This is a genomic window from Gluconacetobacter diazotrophicus PA1 5 (assembly GCF_000021325.1).
GTDB lineage: Bacteria > Pseudomonadota > Alphaproteobacteria > Acetobacterales > Acetobacteraceae > Gluconacetobacter > Gluconacetobacter diazotrophicus.
Genome location: NC_011365.1, coordinates 3,575,353 through 3,590,485 on the forward strand (window position 1 = coordinate 3,575,353; position 15,133 = coordinate 3,590,485).

The window sequence follows — 15,133 nt, forward strand, 5'->3', positions numbered from 1 at the left end:
GTCGGGCCGGTCACATCGGATGGAACGACGGGGCGACCAGATGGGTGCGATTATATTCCAGCTGGTCGTGCGTCAGCTGGAATCCGACCTCGATATGGTAGCCGTCGATCGTGACATGGCGTGACAGCGGCAGCGTGATCGGCACGACCGGGGCGTGGGTCAGCATCTGCGTCACGTTGGACGGGAACTCCACCGTCTCGACGAACTGCTTCTTGTTCCGAATCGTGCCGTCGTACACGACGGCGATGAAATACGGGATCTTGACCGTGCGGCCGGCCGTCGGGCCGCGGGTGACGGTCATGCCCAGGCTGATATCGGTGACCACGGCATTGGTACGGCCGCCGGCATTGCGGCAGCTGCCGGTGACGCGCGTCACGCCGGCCCGGGCGATCAGGTGGCCGATATCGCGCGTATCGCCGTCATAGGACACCAGGTCGGCGGCCGCTCCGGGCACCTCGACCACCGGGCAGGAGGGCGCGAAGGCGTCCGGATTGTCCAGGCCGCATGCCGACAGCAGGATCGCCAGGGGCAGGATCGCCAGCCCCGGGAAGAGAGCCGGACGGCGGGGACGGCGCGGGCCGGTCGGAATGACTGTGGTCATGCGGGGGGTCATGCGGGGTTCCGGGGTCTCGTTCTCGGTCGTGGTTGCGGGGCCGCCGGATCGACGGTCCGCTTGTGTGGCACCGGCTGGACGGTTATGTCCAAATGCACCGGGGTCGCAGGAAAATGGCTTGCGCCATGGCCCCGCTTTGCGTAGGGCCGGACCAGCACCGGGATGCGCGGCCGGCCGGTCGCTGCCCCCGGCCTGTATCCTATACCGCTCGCCGGCCGTTTGGGGAACACCATGCCCGACCAGATGATTCAGACTTCCGACACCGCTCCCTCCCAGGTCCCGATGCGGTCGCTGAAGGTGCTGCTGGCCGGCCCGCGCGGCTTCTGCGCCGGCGTCGACCGTGCGATCCGCGTGGTCGAGGAAGCGATCCGCCGTTATGGCGCGCCGGTCTATGTCCGGCACGAAATCGTCCATAACCGTACCGTCGTCGAGGAACTGGAGGCCCAGGGCGCCATCTTCGTCGAGGAACTGGACGAGGTCCCGGCCGACGGCCATGTCGTCTTCTCGGCCCATGGCGTGCCCAAGACCGTCCCGGCCGAGGCCGAGCGGCGCAACCTGCTGTACCTGGATGCGACCTGCCCGCTGGTATCCAAGGTCCATCGCGAGGCCGAGCGTCATTTCGCCGACGGCGGTCCGGAAAGCCGGCATATCCTGATGATCGGCCATGCCGGCCACCCCGAGGTCGTGGGTACGATGGGCCAGTTGCCGCCCGGCGCCGTGACCCTGATCAACGATTCCGAGGAAGCGCGCACCGTCCAGCCGGCCGACCCCGCGCGCCTGGCCTTCATCACCCAGACCACGCTGTCGGTCGACGACACGGCCGAGATCGTGGACATCCTGCGCAGCCGCTTTCCGCTGATCGAAGGGCCGAAGCGCGAGGACATCTGCTACGCCACCACCAACCGGCAGGAAGCGGTCAAGGCCATCGCGCCGGGCTGCGACCTGGTGATCGTGATCGGCTCGCCGAACTCCTCCAATTCCCAGCGCCTGCGCGAGGTCGCGGAACGCTCCGGCGCGCCGCGCGCCCTGCTGGTGCCGCGCCTCAGCGACCTGGACTGGTCGGTGCTGGACGGGGTGAACACGCTGGGCATCACCGCCGGCGCCTCGGCGCCCGAGGCGCTGGTGCAGGAAATGGTGACGGCGCTGGCCAAGCGCTTCACCCTGGAAATCGAGGAACGGACGGTCAAGGAAGAGAACGTGACCTTCCGCCTGCCGGCCCCGCTGGGCTAGGCCGGGCCCTTCCACGTGGCGGTCTACACGGATGTGTCGGACGGGGCGCTGCGCGCGTTCCTGTCCCTGTACGATATCGGCGACCTGACGGCCTATCGCGGCATTGCCGAGGGCGTCGAGAACAGCAATTTCGTCCTGCGGACCACCGGCGGCGATTTCATCCTCACCTTGTACGAACGGCGGGTGGACCCGGCCGACCTGCCCTGGTTCCTGGGGCTGATGGGCTGCCTGTCCGACCACGGCCTGTCCTGCCCGCGTCCCGTCGTGGCGCGGGACGGGCAGGCGCTGCGCACGCTGGCCGGCCGCCCGGCGGCGATTACGACCTTCCTGCCCGGCGTGTGGCCGCGCGAGGTGCGGGTGGCGCATTGCGCCCCGGTGGGCGCCGCCCTGGCAGCGCTGCACATGGCGGGGCAGGGATTCGGGGCCGAGCGCGCCAACGCGCTGGGGCCGGATGCCTGGCCCGGCCTGGTCGCGGCATGCCGGGCCGATGGCGATTCGGTCCAGCCCGGCCTGATGGCGGAACTGGACGCGGCCCTGGCCGAGATCCTGCCCGCCTGGCCCGCCCGCGACGACCTGCCGCGCGGGCAGATCCATGCCGACCTGTTCCCGGACAACGTGTTCTTCCTGGACGGCGCGGTGTCGGGAATCATCGACTTCTACTTCGCCTGCACCGACCTGCTGGCCTACGACATCGCGATCTGCCTCAATGCCTGGTGTTTCGATGCGGACGGAACGTTCGACGCCGCCCGGGGGCGGGCGCTGATCGCGGGGTACGAATCCGTGCGGCCCCTGACCGATGCCGAACGGCGGGCCCTGCCGGTCCTGGCAGCCGGCGCCGCGACCCGTTTCCTGCTGACCCGGCTGTATGACTGGGTGAACACCCCGGCGGGGGCCATGGTCACGCGCAAGGACCCGCTGGATTACCTGAAGCGCCTGCGGTTCCACCGCGCGGCACGGAACATGGCGTCCTATGGCCTCTGACCCCCACCACCCGCCCGAGGCGGATGCCGAAACCGACCTCGCCCTGGTCGAGATCTGGACCGATGGCGGCTGCAAGCCCAATCCCGGCCCCGGCGGCTGGGCGGTGCTGCTGAAATGCCGCGGCACCGAGCGCGAGTTGTCGGGCGGCGAGGCCGAAACCACCAACAACCGCATGGAACTGACGGCGGCGGCCGAGGCGCTGGAGGCCCTGAAGCGGCCCTGCCGCGTGGTGCTGCATACCGACAGCGAATATGTCCGCAATGGCATCACGCGCTGGCATACCGGCTGGGTGCGCCGGAACTGGCGCAACGCCTCGGGCGATCCGGTGGCCAACATGGATCTGTGGCGCCGGCTGCTGGACATCTCCGCCCGCCATGACGTGACCTGGCGCTGGGTGCGCGGCCATTCGGGCGACGAAAACAACGAACGCGTGGATCGGCTGGCCACCGCCGCCCGCGACGCGCTGGGACTCGCCTATCCGGTCCGTGGCCGCCGCTGACGGCGTGATGCGCGCCCCGGCGATCCGGCTTCAGGATCTCGGTGTCTCGCATGGCGGCCGGGCCGTCTTCTCCGGCCTGGACGCGACCCTGCCGGCCGGCGCGTTCTCCGTGCTGCTGGGTCCCAGCGGGGTGGGCAAGACCAGCCTGCTGCGCGCGATCGCCCTGCTGGATGCACCCGCTACCGGGCAGATCACGGCCGATGACGGCGCCCCCCTGGCGGGACGCGTGGCCTGGATGGGCCAGCAGGACCTGCTGATGCCCTGGGCCCGGGCCGTCGACAACGTGACGCTGGGGGACCGGCTGCGCGGCCGGCGCCCCGATCGCGACCGGGCGGCGGACCTGTTGCGCCGGATGGGTCTGGGCGACAGGCTGGCCGCGCTGCCTGCCGAACTGTCGGGCGGCATGCGCCAGCGCGTGGCGCTGGCCCGCACCCTGTATGAAGACCGTCCCGTCGTATTGATGGACGAACCGTTTTCCGCCCTGGACAGCGTGACGCGCGCACGGATGCAGGATCTGGCGGCCGGGATGCTGCAGGGCCGCACGGTGGTGCTGATCACGCATGATCCGCTGGAAGCCTGCCGGCTGGGCCAGGCGATCCTGCTGCTGACGGGCCGGCCCGCGCGCCTGGCCCTGGTCGCGGCGCCCCCTGGCGCGATTCCCCGCCCGGCCGACGATGACGGCGTGCTGCATGCCCAGGGTGTCCTGATGCGGCGCCTGCTGGACGCGGCCCCCGCATGAGCCCCGCATGAGCATCGTCACGAGGGTGGGCCGTCCGCTGGGCACGCTGTGCGGGCTGGTCCTGCTGTGGTGGGGTGTCGTGCGCCTGGGCGGGGTGCCGCCCTATCTGCTGCCGCCGCCGGCCGAGGTGGCGCGCGCCCTGTGGACGCAGCGCGGCCTGCTGGTCGCGGCAGCGGGGACGACGCTGCTGGAAACCGTGCTGGGCCTGGCGCTGGGCACCGCCGGCGGCGCGGTCCTGGCGGTGCTGATGACGGCGTCCGGTCCGGTCCGGCGCTGGATGATGCCGCTGGTGCTGCTCAGCCAGGCGGTGCCGGTCTTCGCCCTGGCCCCGCTGCTGGTGCTGTGGTTCGGCTTCGGCATCGCCTCGAAGGTGGTGATGGCGGTGCTGGTGATCTTCTTTCCCGTCACCTCGTCCTTCTTCGACGGGCTGCGGCGCACGCCGCCCGGATGGCTGGACCTGGCCCGGACGATGGGCGCGCATCCATGGCGGATTCTGCTGCATGTGCGGCTGTCGGCGGCACTGCCGGCCTTTGCCTCCGGGCTGCGGGTGGCCACGGCCATCGCGCCCCTGGGCGCGGTGGTGGGGGAATGGGTGGGCGCGTCGTCGGGGCTGGGGTTCCTGATGCAGACGGCCAATACGCGGTTCGAGACGGACCTGATGTTCGCGGCGCTGCTGGTCCTGGCGACGATGACCATCCTGTTGTGGTGGGGGGTGGACCGGGCGCTGGCGCGGATGGTGTACTGGATTTCGGACGATCCCGCCGCCTGAGAGCCTGTTTGAAAATGCGCGCTGGTGGCGATCCGACGCGCGTTTCCTGCGCTCCGATGCTCATGGCCCATAAGGCCACTCCGCTTCGGTGCTCGAAAACACACGACGGGCGCGACCCTTCGGGCCGCTCTCGCTCGCCAGCCCACATTTTCAAACAGGTTCTGAGCGGCTTTGGTAATCAATTGCCTGTCGCGTTTGGGCATCGCCCGACCGGAAAGCGGCCGCCGTTCGGCGATGGACGGTTGCGGGATCGGGGGGTGGTCCAGTAATGGTCGCGCGACCGCGCCGGTTGGGCGCGAACGACCCTGACGATGCGTCCGACCCGGGCGCCCTGGACCTTTTGTTTCGGCCGGAGCCCGCATGGACAATTCCGCGACGCCCCCTTCCTCGATTCTGGCCCCTTCGCCCCCGGCGGCGGAGCGCGGCGTGTGGGGCGGGGCATCGGGTGTGGCGGGTGACCGCCTGTTTGCGGGTGTGGTGCGGGCGTGCGCGCTGTCGATTCTGGTTCTGATGGGCGGCCTGGTGGCGGTTCTGGCGTGGGGCGGCGTTGCGGCGTGGTCGGCGTTTGGCCCGGGGTTTGTGTGGAGCACGGTGTGGAACCCGGTGACGGAGCATTTCGGGGCGGCGGCGCCGGTGTTCGGTTCGGTGGTGACGACGGTGCTGGCGCTGCTGTTTGCGGTGCCGCTGGCGTTCGGGATTGCGTTCTGGCTGGTGGAGATGGCGCCGGCGGTGGTGGCGGCGCCGATCGGGATGGCGGTGCAGCTTCTGGCGGCGGTGCCGTCGATCATCTTCGGCATGTGGGGCTTCTTCGTGATCGTGCCGGTGATGGCGCGGTATGTGCAGCCGTGGGTGAACCACCACCTGGGTCCTGTTCCGGTGCTGGGGGCGGTGCTGCGCAGCGCGCCGTATGGCACCGGGCTGCTGACGGGCGGGCTGGTGCTGGCGGTGATGGTGACGCCGTTCGTGTGCGCGGTGATGCGCGACGTGTTCATGGCGATGCCGGCACAGGTGCGCGAGAGCGCGTATGGGCTGGGGGCGACGCGGTGGGAGGTGATGCGCAGCGTGACGCTGCCGTGGTCGCGCCCGGCGCTGATCGGCGGGATCATGCTGGGGATGGGCCGCGCGCTGGGCGAGACGATGGCGGTGACGTTCGTGATCGGCAACACCAACCGGATCGGCTGGTCGCTGTTCGCGCCGGGGAACACGATCGCGTCGCTGATCGCGCTGGAATTTCCCGAGAGCCCGGCGGGCAGCCTGAAGCTGTCGTCGCTGCTGGCGCTGGGGTTCATCCTGATGGTGATCTCGTTCCTGACGCTGGCGTGCTCGCGGCTGCTGCTGCGCCGGGGCGGGGTCTAGGATGGCGGGCGTGACGACGGGCATGACGGGGACGGCGGCGGCCGGGCATGGCTGGGCGCGCGGCGGGCCGCTGGCGGTGCGGCGGCGGCTGGTGGACCGGGTGGCGACGGGGCTGAGCCTGGCGGCGACGGGGATCGTGCTGGCGGCGCTGGGCTCGATCCTGCTGACGCTGCTGGTGCGGGGGCTGCCCGGGCTGTCGCCCGCGACCTTCCTGCGGGCGACGCTGCCGCCGGGTGCTGGGGGCGGGCTGGCCAACGCGATCGTCGGCAGCCTGCTGCAGACCGGGCTGGCGGCGGCGATCGGCACGCCGGTGGGGCTGCTGACCGGGGTCTACCTGTCGGAATACAGCCAGGACGGGCGGGTGGTGAACGTGGTGCGCTTCGTGTCGGACATGATGCTGTCGGCGCCGTCGATCCTGGTCGGGCTGTTCGTGTATCTGGCGCTGGTGGCGCCGGTGGGGCATTTCTCGGGGCTGTCGGGGGCGGTGGCGCTGGCGGTGCTGTTCGTGCCGGTGGTGGTGCGCACCACCGAGGACATGCTGCGGCTGGTGCCGCTGACGATGCGCGAGGCGGCGTATGCGCTGGGGGCGCCGAAATGGCGGGTGGTGCTGCAGATCTGCCTGCGGGCGGCGCGGGGCGGGGTGCTGACGGGCATCCTGCTGGCGGTGGCGCGGGTGTCGGGCGAGACGGCGCCGCTGCTGTTCACGTCGCTGGGCAACATGAACTGGTCGCTGGACCTGAACGCGCCGATGGCCAGCCTGCCGGTGGCGATCTACCAGTATGCCGGGTCGGCCTATGACGACTGGGTGCAACTGGCGTGGACGGGGGCGCTGCTGGTGACGACGGGGGTGCTGGTGCTGAACGTGCTGGTGCGGGTATGGAGCCGGCGCGCGGGCCTGGCGCGGTAGGATGGCCCAAAGGGATATCCACGAGGATGATGGCATGAGGGATACGGTGATGCAGGATGTGCCGGCGGCGGCCGCGTCGACGGCGGCGCTGGCGGTGCGGAACCTGGATTTCTGGTATGGGTCGAACCACGCGCTGAAGGACATCACGCTGGATTTCCCGGCGCGGCGGGTGACCGGGATGATCGGCCCGTCGGGCTGCGGCAAGTCGACGCTGCTGCGGGTGCTGAACCGGATGTATGATTTGTATCCGGGGCAGCGGGCGACGGGCGAGGTGATGTTCGACGGGCGGAACATCCTGTCGTCGGACCTGGACCTGAACGTGCTGCGGGCGCGGGTGGGGATGGTGTTCCAGAAGCCGACGCCGTTTCCGATGTCGATCTACGAGAACATCGCCTTCGGGGTGCGGCTGCACGACCGGCTGACGCGGGTGGAGATGGACGAGCGGGTGGAGGACGTGCTGCGGCGGGTGGCGCTGTGGGGCGAGGTGAAGGACCGGCTGGGGGCGTCGGCGCTGGCGCTGTCGGGCGGGCAGCAGCAGCGGCTGTGCATCGCGCGGACCATCGCGACCCGGCCGGAGGTGATCCTGCTGGACGAGCCGACCAGCGCGCTGGACCCGATTTCCACCGCGCGGATCGAGGAGCTGCTGGACGAGCTGAAGGGCGAGTTCACGATCGCGATCGTGACGCACAACATGCAGCAGGCGGCGCGCTGCGCCGACCGGGTGGCGTTCTTCTACATGGGCGAACTGGTCGAGGTGGACAACGCCGACCGCATGTTCACCGCCCCGCGCGAACGCCGCACCCAGGATTACATCACCGGCCGCTTCGGCTGACACGGACTGACAGACAGGGGGCAGCATGGGCAAGGAACAGGCGCATACCGTCAAGAGCTACGAGCAGGAGCTGACCCAACTGCGTGGGATGACGACCGCCATGGGCCGTCTCGTCGAGCGGCAGACCGGGCTTGCGATCGACGCGATCGTCGAGGCCGACATCCACGCGGCGCACGAGGCCCAGGCCCTCGACCCGCAGGTCGATGCGCTGGAGCGCGATGTCGAGGCGCTGGCGATCCGGCTGCTGGCGCTGCGCGCGCCGATGGCGGGCGACCTGCGCGAGATCGTGTCGGCCCTGAAGATCACCGGCGACCTGGAGCGCATCGGCGATTCCGCCGCCAGCATCGCCAAGCGGTCGCTGAAGGTGGAGGCCGCCCCGGTCGACGTGCCGACCGGCGGCCTGCGCGGCATGGGGCGGCTGGTGCAGGAGAACCTGCGCCGCGCCATCGACGCGATGAGCGGCCAGGACAGCGCGGGCGCGGTCGAGGTCTGGCAGTCCGACGCGGCGGTGGACGAGCTGTACACCGCCATGTTCCGCGAACTGGTGACCTACATGATGGAGGACCCGCGTACCATCCGGTCCTGTACCCACCTGCTGTTCATCGCCAAGAACCTGGAGCGGATCGGTGACCACGCGACCAATATCGCCGAGCGCGTCTATTACGCCGCGACCGGCGAAATGCTGCCGGCGGAGCGTCCGCGCGGCGGTGGAACTGTATCGCGATAGATTTGCCATGCTGTAACATGGGGGCGGCCATGCTTACATTTCGTAGCATATTCGCCCGATTTCGGAACGCGCGTCCGTGGTTACATTCCCGAGGTCAGTCCGGAATCGCGATTCCGGATCGGGGAATGAAAGAGGCTCAGATAATGTTCAAGAAGACGATCATGGCCGTGACGGTGCTGGCGGGCCTGTCCGGTACCGCCGCGATGGCACAGGATGCGCCGCCGCCGGATGGCGGCATGCACGGGGAATGGGGCCATCATGGTCCCCATGGCGGCATGCACGGCGATATGGGGTTCCTGGCCGGGCTGAATCTGACGCCGGCGCAGCACAAGCAGTTGCATGCGATCTTCGCGGCCGCGCACAAGGACCACAAGGGCGACTGGCAGCAGTTTCACGGCCTGCACCAGCAGATCGAGGAGCTTCTGCTGACGCCCGGCCCGGTCGACCGCGCGAAGCTGACGGCGCTGACGCAGCAGATCGACGCCGCGCATCAGGCGGAAGCCGCCGAGCGGCTGGATATCGCGGTGAAGATTCATGACATCCTGACGCCCGCGCAGCTTGCCCAGGCCAAGGAGCGTGCGGACAAGATCCACGCCCTGCACGAGCAGATGCGCGCGCTGATGAAGCCGGACCAGGGCCCGGACGGGAAGTAGTAAGCCCGTCCCGGTCCTGGTCGCTCCGGCCCGGGGCCGGCGAAATCGTTGACAGGTGATGGGGAGGCGCGTAAAGCCTCCCCCGAATCAGGAACGCCACTCCGCGAAGACTCGCGCAGTGGCGCGACTTCTTTTGGGGTGAATGTCTTTTGTTCGAGACGCTGTCAGGCAAGCTCTCCGGTGTGTTCGATGGCCTCGCCAAGCGCGGCGCGCTGTCCGAGGCCGATGTGGCCGAGGCGATGCGCGAAGTGCGCCTGGCGATGCTGGACGCCGACGTGGCGCTGCCCGTCGTCAAGGATTTCGTCGCCAAGGTCCGCGAACGTGCCGTGGGGCACGAGGTGCTGGGCAGCATCTCGCCCGGCCAGGCTGTCGCCAAGATCGTCAATGACGCGCTGATCGACGCGCTGGGCGGGGCGGGTGCCGTTCCGCTGAACCTGAACGCCGTCCCGCCCGTGCCGATCCTGATGGTCGGCCTGCAGGGATCGGGCAAGACCACGACGTCGGGCAAGATCGCCCTGCGCCTGGCGACGCGCGAGCGCAAGCGGGTGCTGCTGGCCAGCCTGGACACCCAGCGCCCGGCCGCGCAGCTTCAGTTGCAGCAACTGGCCGAACGCGCGGGCGTCGCGTCCCTGCCGATCGTGCCGGGCCAGACCCCGGTCGAGATCGCGCGGCGGGCGATGGATACCGGCCGGCGCGAAGGCTATGACGTCGTCATCCTCGATACCGCCGGCCGCCTGTCGATCGACGAGGCCCTGATGGACGAGGTGCGGGCGATCCGCACCGAGACCACGCCGGCCGAAACCCTGCTGGTCGTCGATGCGATGACCGGCCAGGATGCGGTCAACACCGCCCGTGCGTTCAACGAGGCCGTGGGCGTGACCGGCGTGGTGATGACCCGCATGGACGGTGACGCCCGCGGCGGCGCTGCGCTGTCGATGCGCGCGATGACCGGCGCGCCGATCAAGCTGACCGGTTCGGGCGAGAAGCTGGACGCGCTGGAGGAATTCCACCCCGAACGCGTCGCCGGCCGCATCCTGGGGCTGGGCGACATCGCCGGCCTGGTCGAGAAGGCCGCCGACACCCTGGATCATGAAGAGAGCGAGAAACTCGCCCTCAAGATGATGAAGGGCCAGTTCGACCTGGACGACTACGCGGCCCAGATCCGCCAGATCGCCAAAATGGGGTCGCTGTCGGGCATTCTCGACATGCTGCCCGGCATGGGCAAGATCAAGCAGGCGATGGGCGACAAGGACCTGGATACCTCGGTCCTGAAGCGGCACCAGGCCATCATTTCATCCATGACCCGGGCGGAGCGCAAGACGCCCGCCATCATCAAGGCGTCGCGCAAGAAGCGCATCGCCGCCGGGTCGGGAACCAGCGTTCAGGACGTCAACCGGCTGCTGAAGCAGTTCGATGACATGTCCACGATGATGAAGCGGATCAACAAGCTCGGCATGAAGGGACTCATGCGCCAGGGAATGTCCGCTCTCATGCCCAAGGGGGCGAAGCCGCCCGGCGGCCGTCCGTTCGGATGAACGGCCCGCCGCTTTTGCTTCGCCTTTGTCCGCATTCAGAATTTCACTTCGGAGAATCGTCTCAATGAGCCTCAAGATCCGCCTTGCCCGCGCCGGTGCGAAGAAGCGTCCGTACTATCACATCGTGATCGCCGACAGCCGTTCGCCCCGCGATGGCCGCTTCATCGAGAAGGTGGGCGCCTACAACCCGATGCTGCCGTCCGACCACGCCGACCGCGTGCGCCTGGTGAACGAGCGCATCACCCACTGGCTGTCGCAGGGCGCGCTGCCGACCGACCGCGTCGCCCGCTTCCTGGGCAATGCCGGCCTGGCGCCGAAGCCCGCCTACACCGAACAGCCGAAGAAGTCGGCGCCGAAGAAGCGCGCGCAGGAGCGTGCGGCCGCCGCCGCCGCTGCCGCGGCCTGATTCGGACGCGCGGACAGGATCACAGGCAGGCTGAACGGTGGATCGCGAGCGTATCCTGATGGGTGTGGTGGGACGTCCGCATGGCGTGCGGGGGCTGGTGCGCGTGCACAGCTACGCCGCCGTGCCGGAGGACCTGACCGCCTATGGGGCGCTGATCGACGAGCACGGACAGGTCTGGAGCCTGCGCTGGCGGGGTGACGGCATTGCCGAGCTGCGCGACGCGGCGGGGCAGGCCCTGTCGGGCCGCGACGCCGCGCAGGCAATGGTCAACCGGCGCCTCTATGTCGCGCGGACCAGCCTGCCGGAGCCCGATCAGGACGAATTCTACTTCACCGACCTGATCGGCATGGATGTCCGCGCCCAGGGCACCGACGCGCCGCTGGGCCGCGTGCTGGTCGTCCATGATTACGGCGCGGGGGTCAGCCTGGAACTCGGTGGCCAGGGGCATGCACCCCTGATCCTGCCGTTCACCCGGGCGTGCTTTCCGGTGGTCGACGTCGCCGCCGGCCGGATCGAGGCGGTCCTGCCGGACGAGATCGAGGTGCAGGGCGACCTGTCCGACAAGGGCGAGGTCGAGGTTTCGGCAACCGGGGGTGCGTCATGACCTGGCGGGCCACCGTGCTGACCCTGTTCCCCGACATGTTCCCCGGCCCGCTGGGCCAGTCGCTGGCCGGCCGTGCGCTGGAAGGCGGCCTGTGGTCGGTCGAGGCACGGAACCTGCGCGAGTACGGGCTGGGGCGGCATCGCGTCGTGGACGACACGCCGTTCGGGGGCGGGGCCGGCATGGTCATGCGTCCCGATGTGGTGTCGGCCGCGATCCGCGACGTGGCGCCGGCCGGGCGTCCGCTGGTCTATCCCACGCCGCGCGGCCGCCCGCTGCGCCAGGACGACGTGCGCCGCTATGCCGGCGGCCCGGGCCTGGTCGTGCTGTGCGGCCGGTACGAGGGGGTGGACGAACGGGCGCTGGAGGCCTGCGGTGCCGAACAGGTCTCGATCGGCGACTACGTCCTGTCGGGGGGGGAGATGGCGGCCCTGGTGCTGCTGGATTCCTGCGTCCGGCTGATCCCGGGGGTCATGGGCTCCGACGCCAGCGGCACGGAGGAAAGCTTTTCCGACGGGCTGCTGGAATATCCGCACTACACCAAGCCGGCGAGCTGGGAAGGGCGCGACGTGCCCGACATCCTGCTGTCCGGCCACCACGCCGCCATCGCCGGATGGCGGCAGACTGAATCCGAGACGGCGACCCGGACCCGTCGGCCCGACCTGTGGGCCGCACATCTGGAGCGCACCGGCTGCACTGACAGACAGTTTTGAAACGAGGGACTCGATCATGAACATTATCCAGCAGTATGAGGCCGACGAGATCGCGCGCCTTTCCGCCGCCCGCGAAGTGCCGGAATTCGGCCCCGGCGACACGGTCCGCGTGTCCGTCCGCGTCGTCGAGGGCGAGCGCAAGCGTATCCAGGCCTACGAGGGCGTGGTGATCGCGCGGTCGAACAAGGGGCTGAACAGCAACTTCACCGTCCGCAAGATCTCGAATGGCGAAGGCGTCGAGCGCGTGTTCCCGCTCTATGCCCCCACGATCGCCGAGATCAAGGTCGTGCGTCGCGGTGCCGTCCGTCGCGCGAAGCTGTATTATCTGCGTGGCCGTCGCGGCAAGTCGGCCCGTATCGCCGAGCGCGCGCGTGAGACGGTGTCGGCCGAGGCCTGAGCCTCTCCGCCCGCGACGCGGACAGGACCGGGTTCGTCGCTCCGCCATTCGTCCCCGTGACGGATGGCGGCGCTGGCGTATCCGATGACGAAGAGAAAGGAAGAAAGACCGATGGCCGCACGCACGCTGTTCGACAAGATCTGGGACAGTCATGTCGTCGAACGGCTTGAGGACGGCACGGCCATTCTCTACATCGACCGCCACCTGGTGCATGAAGTCACCAGCCCCCAGGCGTTCGAGGGGCTGCGCGCCAGCGGCCGGCGCCTGCGCCGCCCGGACGCCACCATCGCGGTGGTGGACCATAACGTGCCGACGTCGGACCGTACCCGGCCGATCGAGGAACCGGAAAGCCGCAACCAGGTCGAAACGCTGGAGCGCAATGTCCGGGAATTTGGCGTTCCCTATTTCCCGCTGCTGTCCGAACGCCAGGGCATCGTACATGTCGTGGGGCCGGAACAGGGGATTTCGCTGCCTGGCATGACCATCGTCTGCGGCGACAGCCATACGTCCACCCACGGCGCGCTGGGTGCGCTGGCGTTCGGCATCGGCACGTCCGAGGTCGAGCATGTCATGGCGACCCAGACGCTGCTCCAGAAGCCCGCGCGGAACATGAAGGTGGTGGTCGAGGGCCCGCTGGGCGCGGGGGTGACGGCCAAGGACGTGATGCTGGCGATCATCGGCCGCATCGGCACGGCGGGCGGCACCGGGCATGTGATCGAATTCGCGGGATCGACCATTCGCGGGCTGGACATGGCCGGCCGGATGACGATCTGCAACATGGCGATCGAAGCCGGCGCCCGCGCCGGCCTGGTCGCGCCCGACCAGACGACGTTCGACTATGTGCGCGGCCGCCCCTTCGCCCCGCAGGGCGAGGCGTTCGACCAGGCGGTGGCCTGGTGGAAGACGCTGCCTGCGGACGAGGGCGCGCAGTACGACAAGGTCGTCGAATTGCGGGCCGAGGACATTCCGCCGGTCCTGACCTGGGGCACCAGCCCGGAAACCGTCATTCCGGTGACGGGCACGGTCCCCGATCCGCAGGCCGAGCCCGACGAGGCCCGGCGCGGGCAGATGCGGCGCATGCTGGACTATATGGGCCTGCAGGCCGGGCAGCCGATTGCCGGCGTGCCGGTGGATGTCGTCTTCATCGGGTCCTGCACCAACAGCCGGATCGAGGACCTGCGTTCGGCGGCCGCGGTGGTGGCGGGCCGTCATGTCGCGCCGGGCGTGCGCGCGATGGTGGTGCCTGGTTCGGGCATCGTGAAGGCCCAGGCCGAGCAGGAGGGGCTGGACCGCATCTTCCGCGATGCCGGCTTCGAATGGCGCGAGGCAGGCTGTTCGATGTGCCTGGGCATGAACCCGGACAAGCTGACCCCCGGCCAGCGCTGCGCCTCGACCTCGAACCGCAATTTCGAGGGACGGCAGGGCCCGGGCGGCCGCACCCACCTGCTGTCGCCCGCCATGGCGGCGGCGGCGGCGGTCACGGGACATCTGACAGACGTGCGGGAGCTGATCTGAGCCATGGAGAAATTCACCGTCCTGACCGCGATCGCGGCGCCGCTGCCCGAAGCGAACATCGACACGGACAAGATCATTCCCGCCCGGTTCCTGAAGACCACCAAGCGGTCGGGGCTGGGCGTGCATGCCTTCGACGGCATGCGCTACAATCCGGACGGGTCCGAAAAGCCCGATTTCGTGCTGAACCAGGCGCCCTATCGCCAGGCCGGCATCCTGATCACTTACGACAATCTCGGCTGCGGTTCGTCGCGCGAACATGCGCCGTGGGCGCTGCTGGATTTCGGCATCCGCTGCGTGATCGCGCCGTCCTTTGCGGATATCTTCTTCAATAACTGCTTCAAGAACGGAATCCTGCCGATCCGGCTGCCGCGCGAGGTCTGCGACGCGCTGATGGACGATGCGCGGCTGGGCGGCAACGGCCGGCTGACGGTCGATCTGGAACGCCAGGTGGTCATCCGCCCGGACGGCGCCGAAATCGCCTTCGAGATCGATCCGCTGCGCCGGCACCTGCTGCTGGAAGGGCTGGACGATATCGGCCAGACCCTGCAGCACGAAGGCGCGATCGACACTTTCGAGGCCACGCGCGAACGGGCCCAGCCCTGGCAGACGCGGATCGTCATCGACTGACGCCGCACCCGTCGTCACTACTGGAAGACCGAG

18 protein-coding genes are annotated in these 15,133 nt (G+C 69.4%); 17 read left to right on the forward strand and 1 reads right to left on the reverse strand.

Annotated elements, in window-relative coordinates:
• Nucleotides 1–10: 10 nt before the first annotated feature.
• Nucleotides 11–601 carry a hypothetical protein gene (locus GDIA_RS16385; protein WP_231854134.1) on the reverse strand — a complete coding sequence of 197 codons (591 nt, stop codon included), beginning with the start codon at nucleotides 599–601 and terminating at the stop codon, nucleotides 11–13.
• Between the two features lie 243 nt (nucleotides 602–844).
• On the opposite strand from GDIA_RS16385, the gene ispH reads away from it, so the two are divergent.
• The 17 genes from ispH (at nucleotide 845) to leuD (ending at nucleotide 15,100) form a co-directional block, all read left to right on the forward strand.
• Nucleotides 845–1,843 (forward strand): 4-hydroxy-3-methylbut-2-enyl diphosphate reductase, encoded by a 999-nt coding sequence (gene ispH, locus GDIA_RS16390; protein WP_012554858.1) that lies wholly within the window; start codon nucleotides 845–847, stop codon nucleotides 1,841–1,843.
• A 15-nt stretch (nucleotides 1,844–1,858) separates the two neighbouring features.
• Nucleotides 1,859–2,824, forward strand: coding sequence for a homoserine kinase (locus tag GDIA_RS16395; protein WP_012227459.1), 966 nt, complete (start codon nucleotides 1,859–1,861; stop codon nucleotides 2,822–2,824).
• Entirely contained in the window at nucleotides 2,814–3,323 is a 510-nt protein-coding gene (rnhA, locus tag GDIA_RS16400) for a ribonuclease HI (RefSeq protein WP_012227458.1), read from the forward strand. Before GDIA_RS16395 ends, rnhA begins: the two co-directional genes overlap by 11 nt.
• Before the next feature lie 7 nt (nucleotides 3,324–3,330).
• Nucleotides 3,331–4,062: an ABC transporter ATP-binding protein gene (locus GDIA_RS16405; protein ID WP_012227457.1), complete on the forward strand. Its 732-nt coding sequence runs from the start codon at nucleotides 3,331–3,333 to the stop codon at nucleotides 4,060–4,062.
• A 7-nt stretch (nucleotides 4,063–4,069) separates the two neighbouring features.
• Entirely contained in the window at nucleotides 4,070–4,831 is a 762-nt protein-coding gene (locus GDIA_RS16410; protein WP_012554859.1) for an ABC transporter permease, read from the forward strand.
• A gap of 360 nt (nucleotides 4,832–5,191) precedes the next feature.
• Nucleotides 5,192–6,187, forward strand: a complete 996-nt coding sequence (gene pstC / locus GDIA_RS16415; RefSeq protein WP_012554860.1) for a phosphate ABC transporter permease subunit PstC — start codon at nucleotides 5,192–5,194, stop codon at nucleotides 6,185–6,187.
• A 1-nt stretch (nucleotide 6,188) separates the two neighbouring features.
• Entirely contained in the window at nucleotides 6,189–7,094 is a 906-nt protein-coding gene (gene pstA, locus GDIA_RS16420; protein ID WP_012554498.1) for a phosphate ABC transporter permease PstA, read from the forward strand.
• 34 nt (nucleotides 7,095–7,128) lie between these two features.
• A complete protein-coding gene (gene pstB / locus GDIA_RS16425) occupies nucleotides 7,129–7,926 on the forward strand; it encodes a phosphate ABC transporter ATP-binding protein PstB (RefSeq protein WP_012554499.1) in 798 nt (265 codons plus the stop codon).
• A 25-nt stretch (nucleotides 7,927–7,951) separates the two neighbouring features.
• On the forward strand, nucleotides 7,952–8,653 hold the full coding sequence (gene phoU / locus GDIA_RS16430; protein ID WP_012227453.1) for a phosphate signaling complex protein PhoU: 702 nt from the start codon (nucleotides 7,952–7,954) through the stop codon (nucleotides 8,651–8,653).
• 143 nt (nucleotides 8,654–8,796) lie between these two features.
• The gene (locus GDIA_RS16435; RefSeq protein ID WP_012554861.1) at nucleotides 8,797–9,306 is read left to right on the forward strand and encodes a Spy/CpxP family protein refolding chaperone; all 510 of its coding nucleotides are present in this window, start codon (nucleotides 8,797–8,799) and stop codon (nucleotides 9,304–9,306) included.
• A gap of 149 nt (nucleotides 9,307–9,455) precedes the next feature.
• Nucleotides 9,456–10,841 (forward strand): signal recognition particle protein, encoded by a 1,386-nt coding sequence (gene ffh / locus GDIA_RS16440; RefSeq protein WP_012227450.1) that lies wholly within the window; start codon nucleotides 9,456–9,458, stop codon nucleotides 10,839–10,841.
• A 64-nt stretch (nucleotides 10,842–10,905) separates the two neighbouring features.
• Nucleotides 10,906–11,247, forward strand: coding sequence for a 30S ribosomal protein S16 (rpsP, locus tag GDIA_RS16445; RefSeq protein ID WP_012227448.1), 342 nt, complete (start codon nucleotides 10,906–10,908; stop codon nucleotides 11,245–11,247).
• Between the two features lie 37 nt (nucleotides 11,248–11,284).
• On the forward strand, nucleotides 11,285–11,851 hold the full coding sequence (gene rimM / locus GDIA_RS16450; protein WP_012554862.1) for a ribosome maturation factor RimM: 567 nt from the start codon (nucleotides 11,285–11,287) through the stop codon (nucleotides 11,849–11,851).
• Nucleotides 11,848–12,561 (forward strand): tRNA (guanosine(37)-N1)-methyltransferase TrmD, encoded by a 714-nt coding sequence (gene trmD / locus GDIA_RS16455; protein ID WP_012227444.1) that lies wholly within the window; start codon nucleotides 11,848–11,850, stop codon nucleotides 12,559–12,561. The genes rimM and trmD overlap by 4 nt, the downstream gene beginning before the upstream one ends.
• Nucleotides 12,562–12,577: 16 nt before the next feature.
• Nucleotides 12,578–12,958 carry a 50S ribosomal protein L19 gene (gene rplS, locus GDIA_RS16460; protein WP_012227442.1) on the forward strand — a complete coding sequence of 127 codons (381 nt, stop codon included), beginning with the start codon at nucleotides 12,578–12,580 and terminating at the stop codon, nucleotides 12,956–12,958.
• Between the two features lie 111 nt (nucleotides 12,959–13,069).
• Nucleotides 13,070–14,473: a 3-isopropylmalate dehydratase large subunit gene (gene leuC / locus GDIA_RS16465; protein WP_012554863.1), complete on the forward strand. Its 1,404-nt coding sequence runs from the start codon at nucleotides 13,070–13,072 to the stop codon at nucleotides 14,471–14,473.
• A gap of 3 nt (nucleotides 14,474–14,476) precedes the next feature.
• Nucleotides 14,477–15,100, forward strand: a complete 624-nt coding sequence (leuD, locus tag GDIA_RS16470) for a 3-isopropylmalate dehydratase small subunit (protein ID WP_012227438.1) — start codon at nucleotides 14,477–14,479, stop codon at nucleotides 15,098–15,100.
• Nucleotides 15,101–15,133 lie beyond the last annotated feature (33 nt).